Here is a 21,752-nt window from a genome sequence, read left to right on the forward strand (position 1 = left end):
GAAACAGATAAAGTAACTCTTAAGAAATGAAGAGAATCTTTGTTTGCATCGAATGCGACTTTTCCCGGGTATTATCGTCCTCCGCTCAGGTTTTCCGGTCCTCTTATTTCATATAAGCTAGCGAGTGTAAGCACTTTCTTTTTATCAGGTGCTGTGACCTGAGGCAGAGTCCTCAGGTTATTCTTAACTACTACGGAGGTGATTTTTAATGAGAAAGCGCTTTAATTTTATTTGCTTATTGTTGATATTTGCTATATTGCTGCAGTGGGTTCCAGTTCCCGCTGCGGCGGCGGAGCCATCTCCGCTGTTTGAAGACAGCTTTGCCGGAGGACTCAACAATTGGGATTTGTTTGGCAGCACGGCATGGCAAATTCAGGGTAGCGGAACGGAAGCACAGTTGAAAGGCACGACGACGTCGGCAACACCTCAGCGCGCTGTGGTAAAACAGTCCTCGCTTCCTTACAGCACCAAAGATTTCAGTCTGGAGTTCACTGCCAAGGGAGACCGCTTCCGGACAATGTTCAGGTATAGCTCCGGCACAAGTTATTATTTTCTGGAATTTAAAAATTCAAAATTTGTAGAATTGTGGAAGTATCCCAATTCATCAGCCAATGTGCAGGTGGGAACCCCTGTAGATATAAGCGCTGTCCTACCGAGCTTCAATCTGACCGATTGGCATCAATACCAAGTGGAAGTCAAAGGGTCCGAATACAAGCTTACCGTTGATGGAACCGTGATTACGTCATTCACAGACTCCTCTCTAACGGCAGGCGGGATCGGTTTCTCTCTGAAAAGCATCGGTCCGGCTGTTAATTTAAATGTTGAAAGTGTGGTGGTTAGACCGATTGCCGCTCCGATTACGTTCACGATCGGCCATATGCCGGTGACGGAAGTTCCTTACAATACCGATTTGCCTATTTCCTTCACTCTCACGGATACGGGTTCCGCAGCCACTGCTTCCATCCATTATGACTATGGGGTCGATGCTTCCGAACAGGTGATTCAAGCGGCAGGGAATGGAAACGGATCTTATTCGGGGACGATTCCAGGAACCAATCAGTCCGACCGAATCCGTTACTACATAACGGCGCAGGATGAGAAAGGCAGGAACGCCCGCTATCCGGAATCCGGGGAAATTACGGTTACTATTGGAGAGATTGTCCCGTATCTGAACAACTTTGAAGGAGAGACGCTGAATGCCGCCCCTGCAGGCTGGACGGCAACGGGAGCGAACACCAAAGTGGTTCAGCTGCCGGACGGAAACAAGGTATTCAACCTGAATGGATCGGGAAGCGCCAAATTGAACCTTCCGATGTACCGGAATGCGGACAATTTTATCGTTAAATTCAAGGCTAAATATGAACGGACGAGTATGGCGCTGCAGAATACCTGGCGGTTTCGTTACCGTGCTGTGGATGACGCGAACAACAATGCGATGGAATGGGCCACACACAACTCCAAGTATTTCCTTATGCGGAAAACAACGCTTGGAGGCAATTACTATATCGCCAATTATGTAAAGTCGCTGCTCGGCGATTGGCATGATTATGAGCTTCGCATAAGCGGCATCACCCACAAGCTGTTCATTGACGGGGTGGAAACGGCAAGCGGTGACGATTCCGATCAGCTCGCAATGAAGAAAGGCTACTTCCAGTGGAACGTCGTTGGTGGCATTAACCTTATGATTGACGATTTTGCCATTGAACCTATTCCAGTGCCTTATGTGATGGATCTTCAACCCTCGGGCAATTTCTCGGGAATTTATACGAAGGAAGAATCTCCTGGTCTCACCTTGGCGTTGGAAGCCGGAGCTGCTGTGCATGAGTTCAGGATGGATTATTCTGTGCGCCGGGCGGATGGAGACCAAGCGGTTGTAGTGTCTGGAACAAAAACCTATAGCTTGGGGAAATATGCGAAGAATGTGGATACAATTCCTTTCGTACCCGGGCTGAACGAGATCGGGACCTATGATGTCTCGGCTGAATTTACGGTCGATGGAGTGAAGAAGCCCGAACAATTGAAACAGATGCGTTTAGCAGTCGTGACAAAGGCTGCTCCCATCCAGCAGCCTGATCTCGATAACGAGAGCAAATTCGGTCTGAATACGCATTATTCGTTGAATTGGAAAGATGATATCATCGACGGAGCCCGCAAGCTGGGCGCACGCAGCCACCGCTCCGGTATCGCTTGGGAGGAAGCGGACAAAAAAGTGAAAGATGCATCTGGTAAGACGGTTTACAATTACAGCGGGATCGATCCTCAACTCAACAAACTGTTTTCTTTCGGATTTAATCAGATTACAGTATTAGGCATCGACAAAAATGCGAATTATCAGGAAGGCACCGTCAATACGACCTCCGCATTGAAGGCAATGGGGGACTTCGTTGCCAATACGGTCAGCAGATACAAGGGCAAAATCCGGCAGTGGGAAATGCCGAACGAACCCGAGATTTTCTCCAAGCCCTACATACCGGAGGAATTCGTGCAGCTGCAAAAAGTCGCATATCTGAACCTAAAGAAAGCAGACCCGGATGCCATGCTTCTCGCTGGTGATCACACCTCTAGTGTGCGCAGCGTTCTGCCGAAGGAGCTAGAGTTCGGCTCTTTCGACTATGCTGACGCCTTTTCCTATCATCCGTATGTGTACAATTCCATGCCGGACGGCAATCTGCAGAGCATGATGAGCGGGGTCAAGGATCTTGTTAACGCTTACGGGGGCTGGAAGGATTATTATTTGACGGAGGGGGGCTGGCCGACAGCCACGTCCGGTTATCCATCGGTTTCTGAGGAGACCCAGCGGGACTATATCGTTCGCGCCTTCCTGAATTATATGGTTACGGATCAGGTGAAGGCTTACGAATATTACAATTACAAAAATGATGGTACGGACGAGCGATACTACGACATTTTCTGGGGGATCACGGACAACTATGGAAGACCGAAACTGTCCTACGCCGCCGTTAATCAACTGATGACCACCCTAGATAAAGCGCGTTACATCGGAACTTGGGAAACCGGGGACCCGGACGTTGCCGTCCAAGTATTCCTGAACGATGGTGAACCGATTATTACGGCTTGGAAAAAGGTTGATCATAAGGACAATCCGACGATTAAACCTCCTACAAGCACGATCACACTTCCTTTTAGCGCAGCAGGGCTGAAGTTAAAGGACATCAACGGCGTGGAAATTCCAGTAACGGCAGCGAATGGAGGCATTCAGCTTACCGTTTCAGGGTCACCTGTATACATCACAGGAGCACCCGCCGATTTTGTATTTCAATCCTCTGCCAAGCTTTTGAAAGAAAAGGAGCTGGAAGCTGCCGCCAAGCTGAACATGGCACGGACTCCAGTGAACGCGTCTCTCGTCGATGGCGATTTGGCGGAGATGAGCCGCATTTATACGCAGTTGGAAACTGTAGACGGTAGTGGGAATAGGGCTGCAAGGCTTGAGCAGGGAATTAAGGATATTTACACACTGATGGCACAAATTGCCGCCCAGATCAAGAACGGCGCTGTGGTACGGGCAACCGGTTACGTGGCGTTGGAGGCCTTGTACAATATGGCAGAGAGCGTTTCGGTCAACCTAGCTTTCTCCCTTCACGGGACCGGAGCGAACAGTCTGGATTATGCCGAGGTCGTGCAAGCCGTGACTGCCTCGTTCAACAACAAGAAAGGCGACTACAGCGTCATGCCTATCTCCGCATCCGCTGTGCTCCGCATGAACCGATACGGCAGGTTGGCGGAGGCCGCCCACGCACGAGGGGATTTTGCGGAAAGCTACGCGTATAATTTGCTGGCGCATGAATTTGCGGGGGCAGTGGAGGCGATTGCCGATTCCGAGCCGGCTAAATTCATCGGGGTGATGGCCAATGTTGTACCGACACAAGTGAACGGAGAGGCCGGCTATGCGAATACGATCAATCTATCTCTTGTCAATAATACGGATATTCCTCAGCAGGTGACCGTTCAATTGAAGCTGCCGGATGGCTGGGAGTCTTCACAAACTGGGCTGGCAACAACCGGCTTAACCATCCCTGCACAGGGCTCACTTGATCAGCCCTACCAAGTACTTGTGCCGGAGAATACCCGCAAGGGGCGTTATGAGATTGCCGTTGAAATCCAGTACAACGGCACTGTTTTCGACACGAAAAAGGTTCAGTTGACTGTAGAAGACGGACTTGATGTAAAGCTCATTCCCGTAAAGAAGACGATTGAAGAACTGGATGTACTCTCCGTGCAATTGACGGGAACGTCATCTTTCGTAAAATCGGGTGTGGTGACCGTCATAGGTCCAGACGGCGTCTTATTAGAGCCTGTGAGCTCGAATGCCTTCAATGGGATAAAGAAAGGCGATAAAGTCCAGATGGACTTCCGTTGGACGTATCATAATCCGGTCCCATTCAACGAATATGACGTCGACCTGCAGGTCGAAGAGGCGACAAGCAAAAAGGTGATTTTCCATGATCCCGCACTGCCGGTTGAATTCAACCTTGTTCAGCTGGCACGGGATGTGACGGTTGACGGCAACCTGAACGATTGGAAGGATGCCTTTCCGTTCCACCTTCGGAGCAAAGCCCAGAATTCGAGCGGATTCCATGACCCCGATAATCTGGAGGCGACGGCTTACGCCAAGTGGTCGGATAGTGGTATGCATATGGCGGTATCAGTCCGAGACAACATCCACAAGCAATCAGAGAATGCAGCGAACATGTGGAAAAACGATTCCGTTCAGGTTAGTTTGGATCCACTGAACAACCGGGAGTCCCCATATGGGGCGGATGATACGGAATGGGGCTTCGCTTTGGCGGATGACGGTACACTTCTTGTCAATATTTTCAACTCAACTCAGCCTAATCCGAACGGAGACGTGAGTGGCAGGGTTCCTTTCAAAGCTGTTCGGGATGAAGCGGCAGGCAGAACATTCTATGAGTTTCAGATCCCTGCCACCTATGTGAAGGACTTGAAGCCGGAGCTCGGCGGAATCATCGGATTTAACGTTGCTGTAAATGATGCGGACCTCCAGAACGGCAGAGATAATTTTATTCAGTGGACCAATGGAACGGCCGATTCGAAGAACACGGCGCTGTATGACGCTTTTATGTTCATTGATTACAACCCGCCGATTCCTGTAGCAAGTGTTTCTCTTGAGCCTAAGGAACTGCTTCTCCGCCCTGGACTGGAAGCGTCCATATCAGCCGTCCTTACACCAGTGGATGCCACCGATAAGACACTATTCTGGTCGAGCAGCAATCCGTCGGTTGCGGATGTCACTAACAATGGGATTATAAAAGCCATGAGCGATGGAAAAAGCACCGTTACAGTGACAACCAAGGATGGAGGATTTAAGGCCACCACCACGGTGATGGTTGACGGGACGGCACCAGTAACCATCGATGATGCTGTTCCTGGCTGGCACCGTACAGCCCAAACCGTAACCTTGGCGGTTTACGATAATTTGAGCGGTGTCGCGCAGACGAGTTACCAACTGGACGGCGGACCGCAAACAGCGGGGACTACCGTAACGATAGCAGGTGACGGAATCCATACCCTTGTCTACAACAGTACGGATCGGGCGGGCAATGCGGAATCACCCAAAACGGTAGTCATCAAGATCGATTCGTCGCTGCCGATTATACGAGTGACGGGTCCCCTGACCGTGTCACAGGTTACGTACGGAACATTGGCCATTGTAACGGAAGATGCTTTAAGCGGCGTAGCAGAAACAACTTATCGGTTGGATGGCGTCCCGATCTCGAACCCCTACGCAATCGGACCGATGTCTCTTGCCATTGGCGTTCATCAGTTAACTATTGAAGCTGTGGACGCAGCCGGCAACCGGGCGACAGAAAGCTTGAACTTAGCAATCACTTTCACCGTAGAAGAACTGGATGAATTGCTGAATTACGGCTATGATAGGGGTTGGATCGACGGGCAGGGCATCCTGAACAGCCTCTTGTCTAAGGTCCGAAATGTTCAAAAGGACACTGTCAAAGACAAGGGGGAAATCAACTTCAACCCCTTGCTTCAAGAAATTAAAGCTCAAACCGGCAAAAAAATTGACGCTGGATTTGCTTTGATCTTGCAGGAGGATATCACTTATTTGATTAGACACTAAGATATTGGGGAGCCCCTCGGCCAATATAAAAAAAGCATAACGTCTGAGACGTTATGCCTTTTTGTATTCCATATCGGAAGATAAGGCATCAGAACCGTAATTCTTGCGTATCTTTTCGATAATTTCCAGGTGTGGTGCCAGTGATTTTTTTGAAAATGCGGATAAAGCTGTTAACCGATGTGTAACGCAATTTATCTGTTATAGCTCGAATGGAGTTCTTAGGATCGCTCAGTCAAAGTGAGGATGGAGGCTGCTTTTTCTATGGATATCTTCGAGTAGCAATTTTCCTGAATTGATCAGTTCTTGCCAAAATCCGACTCCCCTTTAGTACATAGTCATCACTGCCTTGCCATGTGTGAGACTTCTTGTGTTTTCTTCTAATTTGCACATAATTATAAGGAGTAGGTGCGTATATTCTAAAGCCTTTAGCCCGGCATCTGTTTAAGAAGGAAACGTCTTCGCCAAGTGACACATGGGGAAATCGTACACGGTCGAACACACGTCTTTTGAATAAAATGGTCCCTCCCGCAACTAAACCAACGAACTTATTCTGTCGCTCAGGAAAGCGGAGGACGAGCAGCTTTCTTGCTTCGAGATAGGCCAAATATGCTCGTTTTCCCACAACATCAGCATTGGATCGATGCAACGCCTTCATCTGTCCGGTCAAGTAGAACGGTGAGTAGAAATCATCATCATCGAACTTTGTGATGAACGGGTATTTCGCTTTGCTTACAGCATAATTCAGGCATCTACCTAAAGATTTCTTTTCAGGAATCTTATAGACGGAGATGCTTTTATTTTTTTTAGCTATATTTCGGTACTTTGTTAATTCCATACTATCTTTATTCAAGACAATAATGAGTTCTTTTACTGGGTAATTCTGATTCTTGTAATTCGTAAGAATATTATTAAAAAAGTGTGGTCGGTTTGTACTTATGATGACTGATACTCCCTGTGGAGACTTAGAAAACTTACCCATTCCCTTTACCTCCTTCCAGCAGTGTGTATTTTTATCTGATAATGGTATATGTTCACTTAAATAAAAGTGCTTGTTTGTTTGTTACCGTGATATTGTACAAATAACTGCGTGCGGGTCCCGCATCGACATAATCACCGAAATAACGGCACCTCGTTCCCCGTGATCCTAGGGAGCTTAAGAAAAGGAATGTTCGTGGGCAGGTTTACTGTTGGCGCTTTTTGGTATCCTTAAGCATAATAAATGCCGGCCATGATGGCCGGCATTTTAATATGGAAGCGTGTTGGAATTTACACGAATAGAATAGTCTACTCACGTTTGATAAACAATTTAAAAACGCTATTTTTCAAATAGTCAAGAGAATAGAATACAGGCCTATCCGATTCGTCGAAATGGAGTTGTTTTAACAGGATGATTTCATTGCCAATCACGTTCACAGCTTTCTGATCCAATTCCTTGGAATTGTTTAACGCACAGATCTCTGTGATCGCATAGGCAATGTTGATTCCCATCTTGCTTTTCAAAAAATCAAAGATTGCCCCAGAAAATTCCCCATCGAAATGACCTGCGACCAGACTCTGCGGAAAAATATTATAATAAAATGCGACTTTTTTGCCATCGGCTGTTCGCGAGCGCTCCAAAATGACAACTTTTTCATCGATTTGCAGCTGCTTTTTCCAATCATCTTCTGGATCGCGTGTATAGATTTTGATGTCTAATTCACTTTCGGTATAGCCTTCATTCTTGATCATTTGACCAACGCTTTGCAGCTTACTCAGGGGATTAATAATGAAATCCGGACGATTATTGACATAGGTTCCGACACCATTTTTGCTAATAAGAACCTTTTCCCGCTGAAGCATCTTAAGCGCCTCTCGTAGCGTAGGGCGACTCACCTCGAATTTCTTTGCGAGTTCAGGTTCGGAAGGAAGCTTTTCCCCAGGCTTCAGTTCCCCTTCATTTATACTTCTTTCAATCTCTTCTTTGACTCTGAGATAAAGCAATTTTTTCTCCAATTTTCAGTGATTCCTCTCCGTAAATTGTTTCAGTTCAATGTAGTTACTCCCGATGCTGTCTGACAACGTTAGTGTAACACATTTTTGCTATTTTAAAAACAGGATAACTCATCCAGCAAACGGTTTAAGCGAATTTATCTATACAATTACTTAACATTGGAATGATTGACACAGGCAAGTTATCTTCCCTATAATTTTAGATGTCAGACAGCGTGAATATCGTCGCGAAGGAAGGAGGACTTGCCAAAAAGGCGGAATGATTTTGCTTAGTGGATGGATTAGCAGAATTCGTTAAGATTTACTCCTAATTGAATTGAAAATAACTTGATTTAACGGAGGGGCTGTATTTTATGAGGAAAATATTGTTAAGTCTAATGACTGTATTAACTTTGATTATTCCTTTCTTCACTAATGCAATTACGACTCATGCTGCAAGTTATTCGGATCTAGCTGCCTACTGGGCACCTCAAATTTACCAAGATGTGAACGCTGATCTTGACGTGAGGGCAGACTTTATTACTAATTTCAACTATGACGGCGATTATCTTGCTCTGAATAACTGGGATAATCTTGCGAACTACAACGAAAATGGCTATGTCTACTATAAAGTTGCTGAAACCGCAACCCATTACTTTATCGAGTACGACCTGTTCCATGCAAGGGACGATGCTTACACGAGGCCGCTCGATGCACATGAAAATGACCTCGAAGGCCTATTCCTTGTCATCAAAAAGGATGGATCTAACTACGGATCTTTCCAACTGATGGAAACAATGGCGCATAACCAGTGGTACGATTATACGAATGATCCTAACATCACATCAGGTTCAGACGATGTTGATGGCGGAGTCCTTTTCAATGGAAGCCATCCCATGGTATTCTGCCAAGCTAATGGACAAAGTCCAAGCGGCGGGCATGGTGTCAAGGCATATGATGGATCAAGCGCTCCAGGCGGAGATGGAATTGTCTACGATTACACAGGTATAGCGCAATTCCCGACTAACACATCAGGCAGTTATACGAACCACTACGGCTACGCATTAATTGAGTGGGGTGACCTTTGGAATCGCAGAAACGACCCTAACATTTTCGCTTCCTGGGGGACATTTGCAGGTGATAACCATACAGCTAATTCTGCGAATGCGCCATGGGGATGGGATGACAGCGATGACGGCCCCGCCTTGCAGGGGATGAATTGGTCTGACCCGGCTCACCAAGTAGATGTACACCTCAATGGTCTAGGTAATTTCTCACATACTTATGTATTCAATCCGTATTACTCACATAAAATTGTTCTCCAAAATGCTCAAAGTTTGGCAGACCGCGACCCGTTCGGCGGTAAGAGCGATATGTACATAAAAGCATATGTAAACAGTCAGGGGCAGACAGACGCTAGATTCTGGAAGAAAAATGATGCGCCTAAGAATCAAATTTACAATATAGCTTTTGGTGCAAATGAGGCAGAGTTCGGTCCTAACTTCTCAGAAAACTACAATACCGTCTACGTAGCAAAACCATCGAATACCAATGTTGAAATCCATGTGTATGATTCAGATGGAACTTCCGGTGATGATGATATGGGATATGTATCAGCTGTTGTAGCGCCTGGAACCACACAGACATGGAATGATGCTCTGACAAGTAATGGACAAGCAAAGGTATCAGCTACCGTTTCTGCTAAATAAGTCAATTGCGTGATCAATCGCCTCAGCCCAAAATACAAAAGAGAGATTATATAGGAGGATGGAAATGTTTCAGAAACCTAAAGCACGTACACTAAGTTTGTTATTGGCTGCTTCATTTATGTTAACCACAGTTTTAACAGGGTGTGGGGCTGGCAAAAGTACGCAAGCTACCTCGTCAACAACAACTCCAGCTAGTACGACAAGCAGTGAGCCCGCCAAAGCCACGACTGCTCCAGAATCGAAGAAATTGGTTGTTTACGCAGCATTAAATGAAGATGATATCGTGCAAATTAAAAAGAAGTTTAAAGAAGATACCGGCATTGAAATTGAATACTTGCGTTTGAGCGGCGCTGGAGAGGCTAGCACGCGCATTCAAGCAGAAAAGGCTACGCCCAAAGCGGATATTTTTGTAGGCGGATCGGTTGAGTTCTATGAGCCTCTGGCTCAGCAAGGCTTGCTTGAAAAATACACGTCCCCTAACGCCAAAGATATTGAATCACGATTCAATGATCCGAAAGGCTACTGGCAAGGATGGTATATGGGCGTGCTCGGTATCGTTCTGAACAAGGACAGATTCCAAAAGGAGTTCGCGCCGAAAGGTGTTAAAGAGCCAACAACTTGGGACGATTTGCTTGATCCTAACTACAAAGGTCTGTTCCTCACATCCAATCCTGCGACAGCGGGCGGAGGGTATATCTTTGTTGCCGACCAGTTGTTTCGATTGGGAGAAGACAAGGGTTGGGATTATTTGAAGAAACTTCATACAAATGTTCACCATTATACGCCAGCCGCAGGCGACGGAATTACGCTTACTGCTACAGGTGAATTCGTAGCCGCCATGTCTTGGGCGCATGATATTGTTAAATCCGCTCAAAAGGGTTATCCGATTAAGGTGATCGTTCCTGAGCAAACTGCCTTTGAAATCGGCGGTGCAGGGATTGTGAAGGGTGGAGCGAATACGGAAAATGCCAAGAAGTTCGTGGACTGGCTGTTAACCAAACCAGTTGGGGAAATGAATACGAAAATGTCCAATCGCTACTCGGTAAGAAAAGATGTAGCGCCACCGGATGGCATGATCAAGATTGAGGATGTAAAGCTAGTCAACTATGACAGGGACAAAGCTTCCCAGATGAAAGCGGATGTTGTGAAGAAATTTACTGAAATGACGAGCAAATAAATACTTGATAGGAAATGTTTGATCACCTCCTCTTGCTGCCATTTCGCAGGGGAGGTGCATGCATATAACCGAAAGGTGTGGAAAGATTTGATCTCATCTACTGTCAAGAATACCTGGGCTGAAATGAAAAGGTTAATAAATGAACCTTTATTAGCTTTAGGTGTGGCAGCGATTATTCTAATTACATGCTTTTTTGTCGTTTGGCCCATTCTGAAAGTGGTAAGCTTCACACGATTAGAAGATTATATGAAGCTCTTTACGTACTCACGTTGGTATCATGCGGCCATGAATAGCTTGTTTATGACGGCTTTATCAACCGTGTCGTGTACGGTCATTGCTTTTGTTTTTGCTTATACGATTACAAGACTCAGAGTTCCTTTTAAAGGTCTCTTCAAATTTATTACCATATTACCCATTGTTTCCCCTCCTTTTATTGTTGCTTTGTCCTATATCCTTCTCTTCGGCAGACAGGGCATCATTTCGAAATATGTGCTGCACGTTAATATCGATATCTACGGCTGGCACGGCCTATGGCTGGTTCAGACGATGACCTTTTTTCCATATGCCTATGCGGTTATACATGGCGTTTTAAAATCGACCTCCAACAACCTGGAGTATGCTGCTTATAATCTCGGAGCCACACATTGGCAGGTATTTAAACAGGTATTTCTACCCCTGTGCAGGCCGGGTATCGCAGGCGGAGCGCTGATTACAGCAATGAACGTTTTGGCGGATTTTGGGAATCCCATGATCATAGCCGGGAACTTCACCGTTCTGCCAACAGAAGCTTACATGCAAATGTCAGGACTGTTCGATTTGAATTCAGCTGCTGTGCTTTCAACAGCACTGCTGATTCCTGCGCTTGGTCTGTTTGTATGGAACAGAGCCTGGGTAGGCAAACGTTCCTACGTCACCGTGACGGGGAAGGAAACTTCCCTAGATCATTTTCCACTGCCCTTCGCCATAAAATGGGGGTTGTTTGCTTTCTGCATGCTTATAACCATTATCGTTCTTTCTGTCTATGGCGTTCTGTTTTATGGCGCTTTCACCAAGACATGGGGATATGATTGGTCGTTCACCTTGCAAAACATCCATTACGTTACAGCCAAGGGGCGAGAGATTTTCAATAGCTTGAAATATGCTTTGCTTGCTTCATTGGCTGCTGGATTCTTTGCCCTGCCATTAGCTTATATTGTTCAAAGAAAGCATATAGGCATCAATCGGCTGCTTGATTTTTTGGCGATATTGCCAGGAGCAGTTCCGGGGGTATTCCTAGGACTTGGTTTTGCCATGGCGTTTAATGAAAAACCGCTTCTGATTACGGGAACTTCTCTTATTATGGTCCTTGCCCTCATGTTTTGGAATTTACCAACCTGCTATAGCGCCAGCCTGGCAGGTCTTCATCAGATCAGCGGAGCCTTGGAAGAAGCTTCGCTTAATCTTGGAGCAAGCAATTTCGCCACGTTTAGGAAAATTGTGATTCCGCTATTGAAAGGGCCGTTTATCTCGGGAATTGTCGTGTCCTTTCTGCGATCAGTGACTTGTTTAAGCGTTATTATTTTCATTTACTCGGCGAAGACATCCGTAGGAACGGTGTCCATTCTTGGATTGGTCCAAAACGGAGAATGGGGCAGCGCATCCGCCTTTACGATTGTACTCATTTCCATTGCCTTCGTTGTACTGGCATTAGCTGAATTTTTCTTGAAAAAGCAAGGCAGATCGATAGAACTTTAAGTGGAGGAACCCATGAACACGGAGAAACCGATGATCCAAATTTCAAATATATCCAAAAGCTTCGGTGACTTTGAGGCGATCAGTCAAGTGTCTCTTGACATTCCAGAGGGTAGTTTCACAACACTCCTCGGACCCAGTGGATGCGGTAAAACGACATTGATGCGGTCTATCGCCGGATTTTATGAACCGGATGCCGGTGACATTTATATAGAAGGTAACAAAGTCAATGGTCTGCCCGCATTTAAGCGAAATACACCACTAGTCTTCCAGGAGTACGCTCTTTTCCCGCATATGACAGTTTACGAGAATATTTCGTATGGATTAAAGCTGCAGAAGCCTTCTCGTCAAGAAGTGAGGGATAAAGTGGATGCCATGTTGAGTATGTTTGGACTTCAAGGCTTACAGGACAGACTTCCCAGAGAGCTAAGCGGTGGACAACAGCAGCGTGTCGCCTTTGCCAGAGCGCTCATCATGGGACAGAAGGTTCTATTAATGGATGAACCGCTTAGCAATTTGGACGCAAAAATGAGAGTTGAAGTTAGAAATGAACTTAGAGAACTGCAGCAGCGTTTGGGCATAACGGCTATTTTTGTTACACATGATCAGGATGAAGCTTTGGCGATTTCGGATAGAATTGCTGTGTTCAACAAGGGGCGTATCGGCCAAGTCGGGACACCGTGGGACATTTATTTTAAACCTGAAAGTAAATTTGTAGCTGATTTCGTTGGAACTGCCAATTTTATAGAGGGTGAAATTATGGCTGAAGAGGGGGATGACCTGGTTGTTAAATGCGGAATTATTTGGTTGCGGGTACATCGAAACGAATATCCTTTTCGGCCAGGTGACCGAGTGACTCTTGTGATCAGACCGGAATGCTTCTCCATTATTGATAAACCGGTTGCCGGTGATAATGTTTGGACTGGAGTCATACAGAGAAGCAGCTTCCTAGGGCGAATGATTCGCTATTGGGTCGATGCTTCCCCATTTCAGTGGATTGTTGATGACTCAAGTCCAAGCGTGCGTGGCTACCTGCAGGGCACTGTGCATCTAGCTGTGGACAAGCATAAAATTCATTTACTGCCGGTTGACAGGTAAGGAAATATAAACGATCCGTAGAGGTGATAGGAATATGCCGGGTGCTAATGTTAAATTTCTTAATGTCGGATGGGGAGATGCTCACCTGATTCAGCTGCCTTCTGGCGGTATTTGTTTAATTGACGGGGGAGACGGCACTTTCTCCGAAAATCAGGACCATCCGTTATCTTGGATGAATCGAAATCAGACGGATCGATTGGAATGGATGATCCTTACCCATATTCACGAAGATCATATTAACGGGCTCATAGATGTGGCTAGAGCTAAACCGGTTATCAAAGCGATTCTTCCATATGAGCCCTTCGATCTTCCTCCAGAAGAGCTGACTCACGAACAAGGGGATAGTTTTGCTAGGAGGGTCTATCGCATGTTGGCATCTTACCTTGAATTCATTCAAGTTTTAATCGAACAGGGTACTGAGATTAAATGGCGCAGCGAATATGGATCGAGCGAGAAGTCTGTTATCTGGTCGGATGAAGGCATTATCTTAACCCATCTATATCCTTGGAAAGATGACCCTCTTCCGGCATACGAAGTTCTCGTGAAAATGATCTCAAATTCTATTGAGTCTGAGAGTGAGGGAATACTGGAGAACTTGCGGCGATTCTTTGAGTTATCTAATCATGATAGTTCAGTCTATCGACTTAGTTCTATGCAAGAGCCTAATTCCAGTGTTCTATTCGGCGGGGATCAGTTGGAGCCTGGGTGGGAAAGATTAACGCAGCGAACGGATATTAGGAGCAGAATTTGGAAAGTTTCTCATCATGGGATGGAGGATGGCTTCAATTCCAGGATTTTATCGTGGATTCAGCCTGAACACTGTATCATTCCTGTTTGCTTGGAGAGATCCGAAGCGTTCCAAGAGAACTGGGAGAAGCTCCGCTCCTGTACAAACATGTCTTATTATTTGACTGGAAGTTATGCTAATGGGAAGACTCACCTTTTGGATAACGGATCGGTTCCTATCCAAATCGGTTATTGAATACTGTTGTTTTAAAGAGAAGGAGAGCGTATGAACGAGCAGCTAGCGTACGAAGACGCAATTATGCAGGATGCAATCTTGTATGTGAAGGAAGCGGGCAAACTTATTATGGATCTAATTAATATGCCCTTGCAAATACAAGAAAAGAAGAATCAATCCGATCTGGTGACGGAAGTGGATGTACGCAGCGAGCAGCTGCTGCGCGATCGAATTATCCGCGATTATCCGGATCATTGGATTCTATCAGAAGAAACGGATGGCGGCAGGGAAGATTCCCGCCGCGCTTTACAGCAGCCGACTGCGGGTTACGGTTGGATCATAGATCCTATTGATGGGACCATCAACTTTATTCATAGCATAGCACATTTTGCAATCTCAATAGGTATTGTGAGAAATGGAGTGCCGATATGTGGAGTCGTTTATAATCCTGTAACTAATGACCTCTATTCAGGTCGAAAACAGGGCGGTGCCTTTTTGAACGGCCAAACGATTCAAGTAGGGAAGGAGCAAGAACTTGCTCAAGCATTGCTGGCAACAGGATTTCAAGCAATTGATTGGAAACCGAACTCTGTTGTTGTAGAGCAAATAGGAAGAATGACAGGCAGAGTCCGAAGCGTACGCATTATGGGAGCTGCCAGTCTCGATTTATGTCTAGTGGCTTCTGGACGGTTAACCGGATTTTGGCATGACGGACTGTATCCTTGGGATGTCGCCGCTGGTATCGTCATTCTGCAAGAAGCGGGTGGAACGATAACGAATGTTGCCGGAAGACCATTTGCATTAAGTGATGGCACCTTGATTGCATCCAATTCGATCATTCACCAGGCCTTGATTTCTGTATTACAGTAAAACTTTAGTACCGGATTGAAAAAAAACGGCCCTATCGCGAAGATGCGAATACGGGCCGTTTTTTTCGGTGAGCTTATTATAAAAAAGTCACCCTTAATCTTATAATTGCTGTTTTCCTTAAACAACACCTTGAGCAATCATGGCGTCGGCCACTTTTGTAAAGCCTGCAATATTGGCACCTACAACAAGATTGCCCGGGTGCCCGTATTCCTCTGCCGCTTGGACAGCGCTTTTGTAAATATTTTTCATAATCGCATGGAGCTTATCGTCCACCTCATGGAATTGCCATGAGTATCTCATGCTGTTTTGAGACATTTCTAACGCGGATACGGCAACACCGCCTGCATTCGCTGCCTTGGCCGGCCCAAAAAGCACACCTGCCTTCAGGAATACATCAATCGCTTCCAAGGTAGAGGGCATATTGGCGCCTTCCCCGACTGCAATTACTCCGTTGCTTACAAGGATTCTTGCCGCATCCTCATCAATCTCGTTCTGTGTCGCGCTAGGAAGCGCAATTTCGCATGGAATGGACCAAATGCCGTTACACCCCTCATGATAGGTTGCAGTCGGATGCTCCTTTACATACTCGCTGATTCTCTCTCTCTCAACTTCCTTCAACCGTCGAATCGTGTCTAGGCAGATCCCATTTTTATCATAGATATAGCCGTTGGAGTCGCTGCAAGCAACGACCTTGGCGCCAAGCTGTATCGCCTTTTGCATGGAATATATGGCCACGTTGCCGGAGCCGGAAACTACTACGGTGCTGCCCTCGAAGCTAAGGCCCTTGGATTGCAGCATTTCATTAACAAAGTAAACACATCCATACCCAGTCGCTTCGGTACGTCCCAAGCTGCCGCCATAGATGATCCCTTTACCTGTCAGTACACCGGCCTCGTAAGCACCGCGAATTCTTTTGTACTGACCGAACATGTAACCAATTTCGCGCGCGCCTACGCCAATGTCTCCTGCAGGAACGTCGGTGTCCTGCCCCATATATTTATAGAGCTCTGTCATGAAGCTTTGGGTAAAGCGCATGATTTCATTATCGGACTTTCCTTTAGGATCGAAATCGGAGCCGCCTTTACCGCCGCCGATCGGCTGGCCTGTAAGGGAGTTTTTGAAAGTTTGTTCAAATCCAAGAAATTTAATGATGCTCGCATTAACGGAGGGATGAAAACGCAACCCGCCCTTGTACGGCCCAATCGCACTGTTGAATTGAACACGGAAACCACGATTAACATGCGTAATCCCTTGGTCATCTACCCATGGAACGCGAAAAGTGATTAAGCGCTCTGGTTCTACGATCCGCTCAAGAACACCGAATTTCATATACTTCGGATGCTTTGAGAGTACCGGGATTAGCGACTCTAATATCTCCTTCACAGCTTGATGGAACTCATACTCATAAGGATTACGTTTGACTACGGTTTCGTAAACGACATGTACATATTCCCTTGCAACTACCTCATTATCCACTTGAACAATCACAACCTCATCCACCTTCACAATCAGTTATATTAAAAATGTCTAATAGTATAGTTTTACCTTATCCTTGGCAATTGAGCAATCGAAATTTACATGTCATGTAAGCTTACTTAGATATGTTAATCAAGTGCTCATTTGGTATGAAATAAAGTGACATTCGATCTTCCGCGAACGGAGGATCCAACTGGAGCTACTTAAGTACGATTGATGAAAAAAACGGAGCGCAAGCTATCTTAATCAGGTCCGAGGAGCCTTTGGCCGGCATCACCAGATTTTAGCGGAACGTAGAAGCTTTATTTTGCTCAAAACAGCGTATTTCACGTTTTCGCGGAACGAGGAGCTTCTATTTCCCGCTTTCGAGGTGTAAAAACCGGTAAAACGGCAAAATAAGGCCCCTACGTTCCGCGTGCGGGTCCCGCATCGACATAATCACCGAAATAAGGGCTCCTCGTTCCTCGCGATCCTCAGATTTGCAGCCTAAATGTTCGAAATCACTCCACAGAGTTTCGCTTTCAAGCCGACCTATCATCCAGTGGATTTTACCACCTTTTTTTTTGTTCTTATCAAATAATGTTAATCTAACTCCGTTGGAATAAATGCGTTCGTGCGTTCAAGGTTTCACGATGCCCAGGAGTTTGTCCATAATGGTGGCATGTGCATGGTAGTATCCGTGCATACAAAGAGGACGGAAAAATAGAGTGAGACCTATATGCTTTCCCTCGGCATTTACCTCCCAATGACATACGTCCAAGCAAGCAAAACATACCGTACGTATATTTATAACGTAGTTAAAAATCACTGCGAAGGGAATGAATGAGATGAGCGGAGTAGGTTATGGCTTTAGCCACACAGTAGCAATTGTTTTGGTTCTTTTTATTCTTTTGGTAATTATCACAACAGCTTTTGTTATTTAAATTTCCTTCATCCAACACAAAAAATTAGAAAAACAAAAACGGCCCAATCGCGAACAGCGATCACGGGCCGTTTTTCTCGCTTTGCAAACTTAAGTTATCTTCATCTTACGTTTAACCCCCTATCTTAAGATCGTCTACTTTTATCTCACTTTTTTCAACAGACCGTAAATTTGTTCACACGTTGGTAGTACCTGCCTTTGTGACCAAGGAAAAGCAACGTGCAGCAATGGTCTTTATGACATATTTTTCTGAAGTTGGCAGTAAGACATGGGGGCTTGCCGGACACGTGCCGGCGAATTGAGCTGTCTTGCAAAGCGAGCAGTACCAACAACTGCCCTATAGGAAGCTCTTTATCGAAGACTGGATCCAGAAGCAGGACTTGCAGCGCTAGAGAAGAAGATAAACGATATTTTAGCCAATTAGTTCAATGAATACATTCTTAGTTGGTTTCTTCAATACAGGAGGTTTTACAGAGTAAATATCGAATAAATTCATCTTGGGTTTACTTACTTCTGATCTCATACAACTTGCCAAGTTTCTCGATAGAAACACCATTTTTCTTTGGTATCTTTCCCTTTTTCAAAATACGATCGAAGGCGTGTGAAGATATGAAAAATAGTTGGAATTGGGCTGGCAACTACAAGTATAGTGCCTCGGAACTCTATATTCCCACAAGTGTGGAGCAAGTACAGGAAGTAGTGGCTCGCAGTAAGCAAATAAAGGTGCTTGGCACACGGCACTCGTTTAATAGTATCGCCGATTGTACCGAAATCCTTCTTTCGCTTCAGAACCTTAACCGTGTGGTAGCATTAGATACTGTAGAAAATAAGGTAACTGTTGAAGCAGGAATCCGGTATGGAGAGCTATGTGAATATCTTCATAACCATGGCTATGCGCTTCACAATTTGGCGTCATTGCCGCACATTACCGTTGCTGGTGCATGCGCTACGGCAACACATGGTTCTGGTGATCAGAACGGCAATCTTGCTACAGTGGTTGATTCTATGGAAATCGTTCAGGCGAATGGGGACATGGCCGTATACTTCCGCGAGCAACAAGACCTTGCAGGTTCAATTGTTGGGCTTGGAGGATTGGGTGTAGTCACTAAAATTACACTGGATGTGATCCCAACATTTCAAATGAGTCAGCATGTTTACGATAATCTGTCTCTAATGCAACTAAATGAGCACTTTGACGATATTTTCTCAAGTGCTTATAGTGTTAGTCTATTCACCGATTGGAAGAATGCAAATTTCAATCAAGTCTGGCTAAAGCGGAAACTGACTGATCAAGTCTCTGATCAGGTGGCACCTGAATTTTTTGGCGCGCAATTAGCAGCTTCACCACGGCATCCAGTACCAGGACATACGGCGGAGAATTGCAGCGAGCAGATGGGCATCGCGGGGCCATGGCACGAGAGATTGCCGCACTTTCGCATGGATTTCACTCCGAGTGCTGGAGAGGAGCTGCAAAGCGAGTATTTCGTACCGCGACAAGATGCCTATCAGGCATTGAATGCGCTTAATGGCATACGGGTGCATATCTCGCCACACCTATATATTTCTGAAGTTCGTACCATTGCAAAAGATAATTTGTGGATGAGCCCTAATTACAATCAGGATTCGGTTGCTATTCATTTTACGTGGAAACCGAATTGGGAGGCAGTTAAACAAGTGCTGCCGATGATCGAAAAGCAACTTGCGCCTTTCCGGGCTCGTCCGCATTGGGGGAAGCTGTTTACCATGCAGCCCGCTCAGTTGATGGCGCTCTATGAGAAGCTGCCTGACTTCCGAGAACTGCTGCTTCATTGTGATCCGCACGGAAAGTTTCGTAACGACTTTTTGAATACATATTTGATGGAGAAATAGAATTGGCTTTTCCCAACAAAAAAAATGCTACACAGCACGAATAGACTTTATTATAATGTAACTATAAGGATCAGTTTTTAACAAATCAGGACAAAGGAGGAACGTCTTGAATTCTTTGGATGAACGGATTCAGCAGGTGATGGACAAGCATCGGATTGTTGGCTTAGCAGCCTCCGTGGTTCGTGAAGGGAAACAGATTTGGAGCGCAGGTTATGGATGGGCGAATGTGGAAAGACGCGTACCCGTTACATCACAAACTGTATTTCGCATTGCTTCTATCTCTAAGACAGTGGTCGCGACAGCGATTATGCAGCTTGTTGAAAAGGGCTTATGCGGAATTGATCAGGATGTGGGTGACATACTTGGATTCCCAGTGCGCAATCCTAAGTATCCCAATATACCGATAACGCTCAAGCAGATCATGACCCATACTTCTGGGATGCAAGATGAATATGTTCGATTTGTCGTTGATTCGCGTAGCGAGAATCCGCCTAAGATATGTCTAGCCGATATCCTGATGCCAGGCGGGACCTATTACTCGGACAATCTCTGGGGATTCGGAGAGCCAGGGGATCCCAATTGCTTTGAATATTCGAATCTGGGTGCCATCATACTAGCTACTGTCGTAGAGCGACTCTCGAATGAACGGTTTGACGAATACTGCAAGAAGCATCTGTTCGAGCCGCTACAAATGAACGATACTAGTTTTCATATCGGTGATTTGAAGGACATGGATTCGGTTGCTGATCTGTATGAATACTCGGAGGCCGATGATCGATTTATTGTTGGCACGGACGATTTTCGCGGAAGAAAACCGGAAGTAATGGATTACAGCGGATATGTACCGGGCACCAATGGAGCGTTATTCAGCCCTCAAGGTGGACTTCGCACAAACGTTGATAACTTGACGCGCTTTTTGGAAGCGCATTCTAATTCAGGTAAATTGAACGATGTTCAAATACTTAAGCCGGAGACTGTGGATCTCATGCACACCCCACATTGGTCGGGTCACCGACGAGATGGCTTTTTCCGCAATTGCGGGCTCCAATTTCAGATTACAGATGATCTGATTCCTGGACAAAGACTTATTGGACATTCTGGTGATGCTTATGGACTGCTTAGCGATATGTATTTCCATAAACAGGATAAATGGGGCATCGTTCTGCTCATGAACGGCCTTATCCAACGAAAAGAACAAGGCGTTTATTTTGAAGCTGAAGAAGAACTTGCACGGTTGTTGCATACTTCTTTTCTCAAATAGTGTTTGAGTGAAGCGTTTTGTTATTTACAGCATGTGAATTCGATGTTAGAATATATTACATCATTAGTGATCTGGCTTCTGGCGGTCGTAGGGAGACCCAATCTCTTCCCACATCCCGTTCAGAAATCGAACAGAATGCTAAGTAGGAGAGTGCTCGTTTGTTATATGACAAAGACACGATTTATATTATCGGCGACGCGCAAGTTTCCGTGAATAATCCTATTACGCAGCAGTACAACGCATTTTTTATCGGACTTATCGTTGATACGACAAGCCATAAAATTGTTGATGCAGGATGTTCATCCACCATACCGCTCACATCGGATTTTGTCCGCTCAATCTTCATCGGGCACAATATGCTTCTCCTTGATGTAGTAGCGGAGGAAATCCGCCGAAGATACCATGGATCCTCCCAAAAAGCTCTGATCGTAGCGTATAAAGACGCACAAAAAAAATACAAATTAGCACTTAACGGCCGGGTAGAGCTGGGATTCCAATCTTCTGGTACAGTGTAAGCTGCTTTATTTATCCGTATGGAAACATACCCGTAAATAAAACCCAGCAAATGGTTTCTTGGGACGAAAGCTCCTGAGGC

The 21,752-nt window shown here is 45.6% G+C and carries 14 protein-coding genes; 10 read left to right on the forward strand and 4 right to left on the reverse strand.

The window, feature by feature from the left end; all coding sequences use genetic code 11:
- The first annotated feature begins 208 nt into the window (after window positions 1-208).
- Entirely contained in the window at window positions 209-6,115 is a 5,907-nt protein-coding gene (locus ACBP55_RS12455; RefSeq protein WP_464651923.1) for an OmpL47-type beta-barrel domain-containing protein, read from the forward strand.
- A gap of 88 nt (window positions 6,116-6,203) precedes the next feature.
- Here ACBP55_RS12455 and ACBP55_RS12460 read toward each other — a convergent pair whose 3' ends face one another.
- The 3 genes from ACBP55_RS12460 to ACBP55_RS12470 form a co-directional block, all read right to left on the reverse strand.
- Window positions 6,204-6,347 (reverse strand): helix-turn-helix domain-containing protein, encoded by a 144-nt coding sequence (locus ACBP55_RS12460; protein ID WP_464653300.1) that lies wholly within the window; start codon window positions 6,345-6,347, stop codon window positions 6,204-6,206.
- A gap of 27 nt (window positions 6,348-6,374) precedes the next feature.
- Window positions 6,375-7,094: a glycosyltransferase family 2 protein gene (locus ACBP55_RS12465; RefSeq protein WP_464651925.1), complete on the reverse strand. Its 720-nt coding sequence runs from the start codon at window positions 7,092-7,094 to the stop codon at window positions 6,375-6,377.
- A gap of 305 nt (window positions 7,095-7,399) precedes the next feature.
- Complete coding sequence (locus ACBP55_RS12470; RefSeq protein ID WP_464651927.1) at window positions 7,400-8,107, reverse strand: GntR family transcriptional regulator; 708 nt, start codon at window positions 8,105-8,107, stop codon at window positions 7,400-7,402.
- Window positions 8,108-8,457: 350 nt separating this feature from the next.
- On the opposite strand from ACBP55_RS12470, the gene ACBP55_RS12475 reads away from it, so the two are divergent.
- The 6 genes from ACBP55_RS12475 to ACBP55_RS12500 all read left to right on the forward strand — a co-directional run bounded on the left by ACBP55_RS12475 (window position 8,458) and on the right by ACBP55_RS12500 (window position 15,629).
- Complete coding sequence (locus ACBP55_RS12475; protein ID WP_464651929.1) at window positions 8,458-9,792, forward strand: hypothetical protein; 1,335 nt, start codon at window positions 8,458-8,460, stop codon at window positions 9,790-9,792.
- A gap of 64 nt (window positions 9,793-9,856) precedes the next feature.
- A complete protein-coding gene (locus tag ACBP55_RS12480) occupies window positions 9,857-10,969 on the forward strand; it encodes an ABC transporter substrate-binding protein (RefSeq protein ID WP_464651931.1) in 1,113 nt (370 codons plus the stop codon).
- 87 nt (window positions 10,970-11,056) lie between these two features.
- Window positions 11,057-12,703 carry an ABC transporter permease gene (locus tag ACBP55_RS12485; protein ID WP_464651932.1) on the forward strand — a complete coding sequence of 549 codons (1,647 nt, stop codon included), beginning with the start codon at window positions 11,057-11,059 and terminating at the stop codon, window positions 12,701-12,703.
- A gap of 12 nt (window positions 12,704-12,715) precedes the next feature.
- Window positions 12,716-13,798: an ABC transporter ATP-binding protein gene (locus ACBP55_RS12490; protein WP_464651934.1), complete on the forward strand. Its 1,083-nt coding sequence runs from the start codon at window positions 12,716-12,718 to the stop codon at window positions 13,796-13,798.
- Window positions 13,799-13,832: 34 nt separating this feature from the next.
- The gene (locus ACBP55_RS12495; protein ID WP_464651935.1) at window positions 13,833-14,780 is read left to right on the forward strand and encodes a ComEC/Rec2 family competence protein; all 948 of its coding nucleotides are present in this window, start codon (window positions 13,833-13,835) and stop codon (window positions 14,778-14,780) included.
- A gap of 30 nt (window positions 14,781-14,810) precedes the next feature.
- A complete protein-coding gene (locus tag ACBP55_RS12500) occupies window positions 14,811-15,629 on the forward strand; it encodes an inositol monophosphatase family protein (protein WP_464651937.1) in 819 nt (272 codons plus the stop codon).
- A 117-nt stretch (window positions 15,630-15,746) separates the two neighbouring features.
- Here ACBP55_RS12500 and gdhA read toward each other — a convergent pair whose 3' ends face one another.
- Entirely contained in the window at window positions 15,747-17,117 is a 1,371-nt protein-coding gene (gene gdhA, locus ACBP55_RS12505) for an NADP-specific glutamate dehydrogenase (protein WP_464651939.1), read from the reverse strand.
- Between the two features lie 1,519 nt (window positions 17,118-18,636).
- On the opposite strand from gdhA, the gene ACBP55_RS12510 reads away from it, so the two are divergent.
- From ACBP55_RS12510 to ACBP55_RS12520, 3 genes are all read left to right on the forward strand, one after another.
- Window positions 18,637-19,896 (forward strand): FAD-binding protein, encoded by a 1,260-nt coding sequence (locus tag ACBP55_RS12510; protein ID WP_464651942.1) that lies wholly within the window; start codon window positions 18,637-18,639, stop codon window positions 19,894-19,896.
- A 106-nt stretch (window positions 19,897-20,002) separates the two neighbouring features.
- Window positions 20,003-21,157: a serine hydrolase domain-containing protein gene (locus tag ACBP55_RS12515; protein ID WP_464651944.1), complete on the forward strand. Its 1,155-nt coding sequence runs from the start codon at window positions 20,003-20,005 to the stop codon at window positions 21,155-21,157.
- A 158-nt stretch (window positions 21,158-21,315) separates the two neighbouring features.
- Window positions 21,316-21,672 (forward strand): DUF3870 domain-containing protein, encoded by a 357-nt coding sequence (locus tag ACBP55_RS12520; protein WP_464651945.1) that lies wholly within the window; start codon window positions 21,316-21,318, stop codon window positions 21,670-21,672.
- The last annotated feature ends 80 nt before the right edge of the window (window positions 21,673-21,752 follow it).

It is taken from the genome of Paenibacillus sp. WG02, from assembly GCF_055396115.1.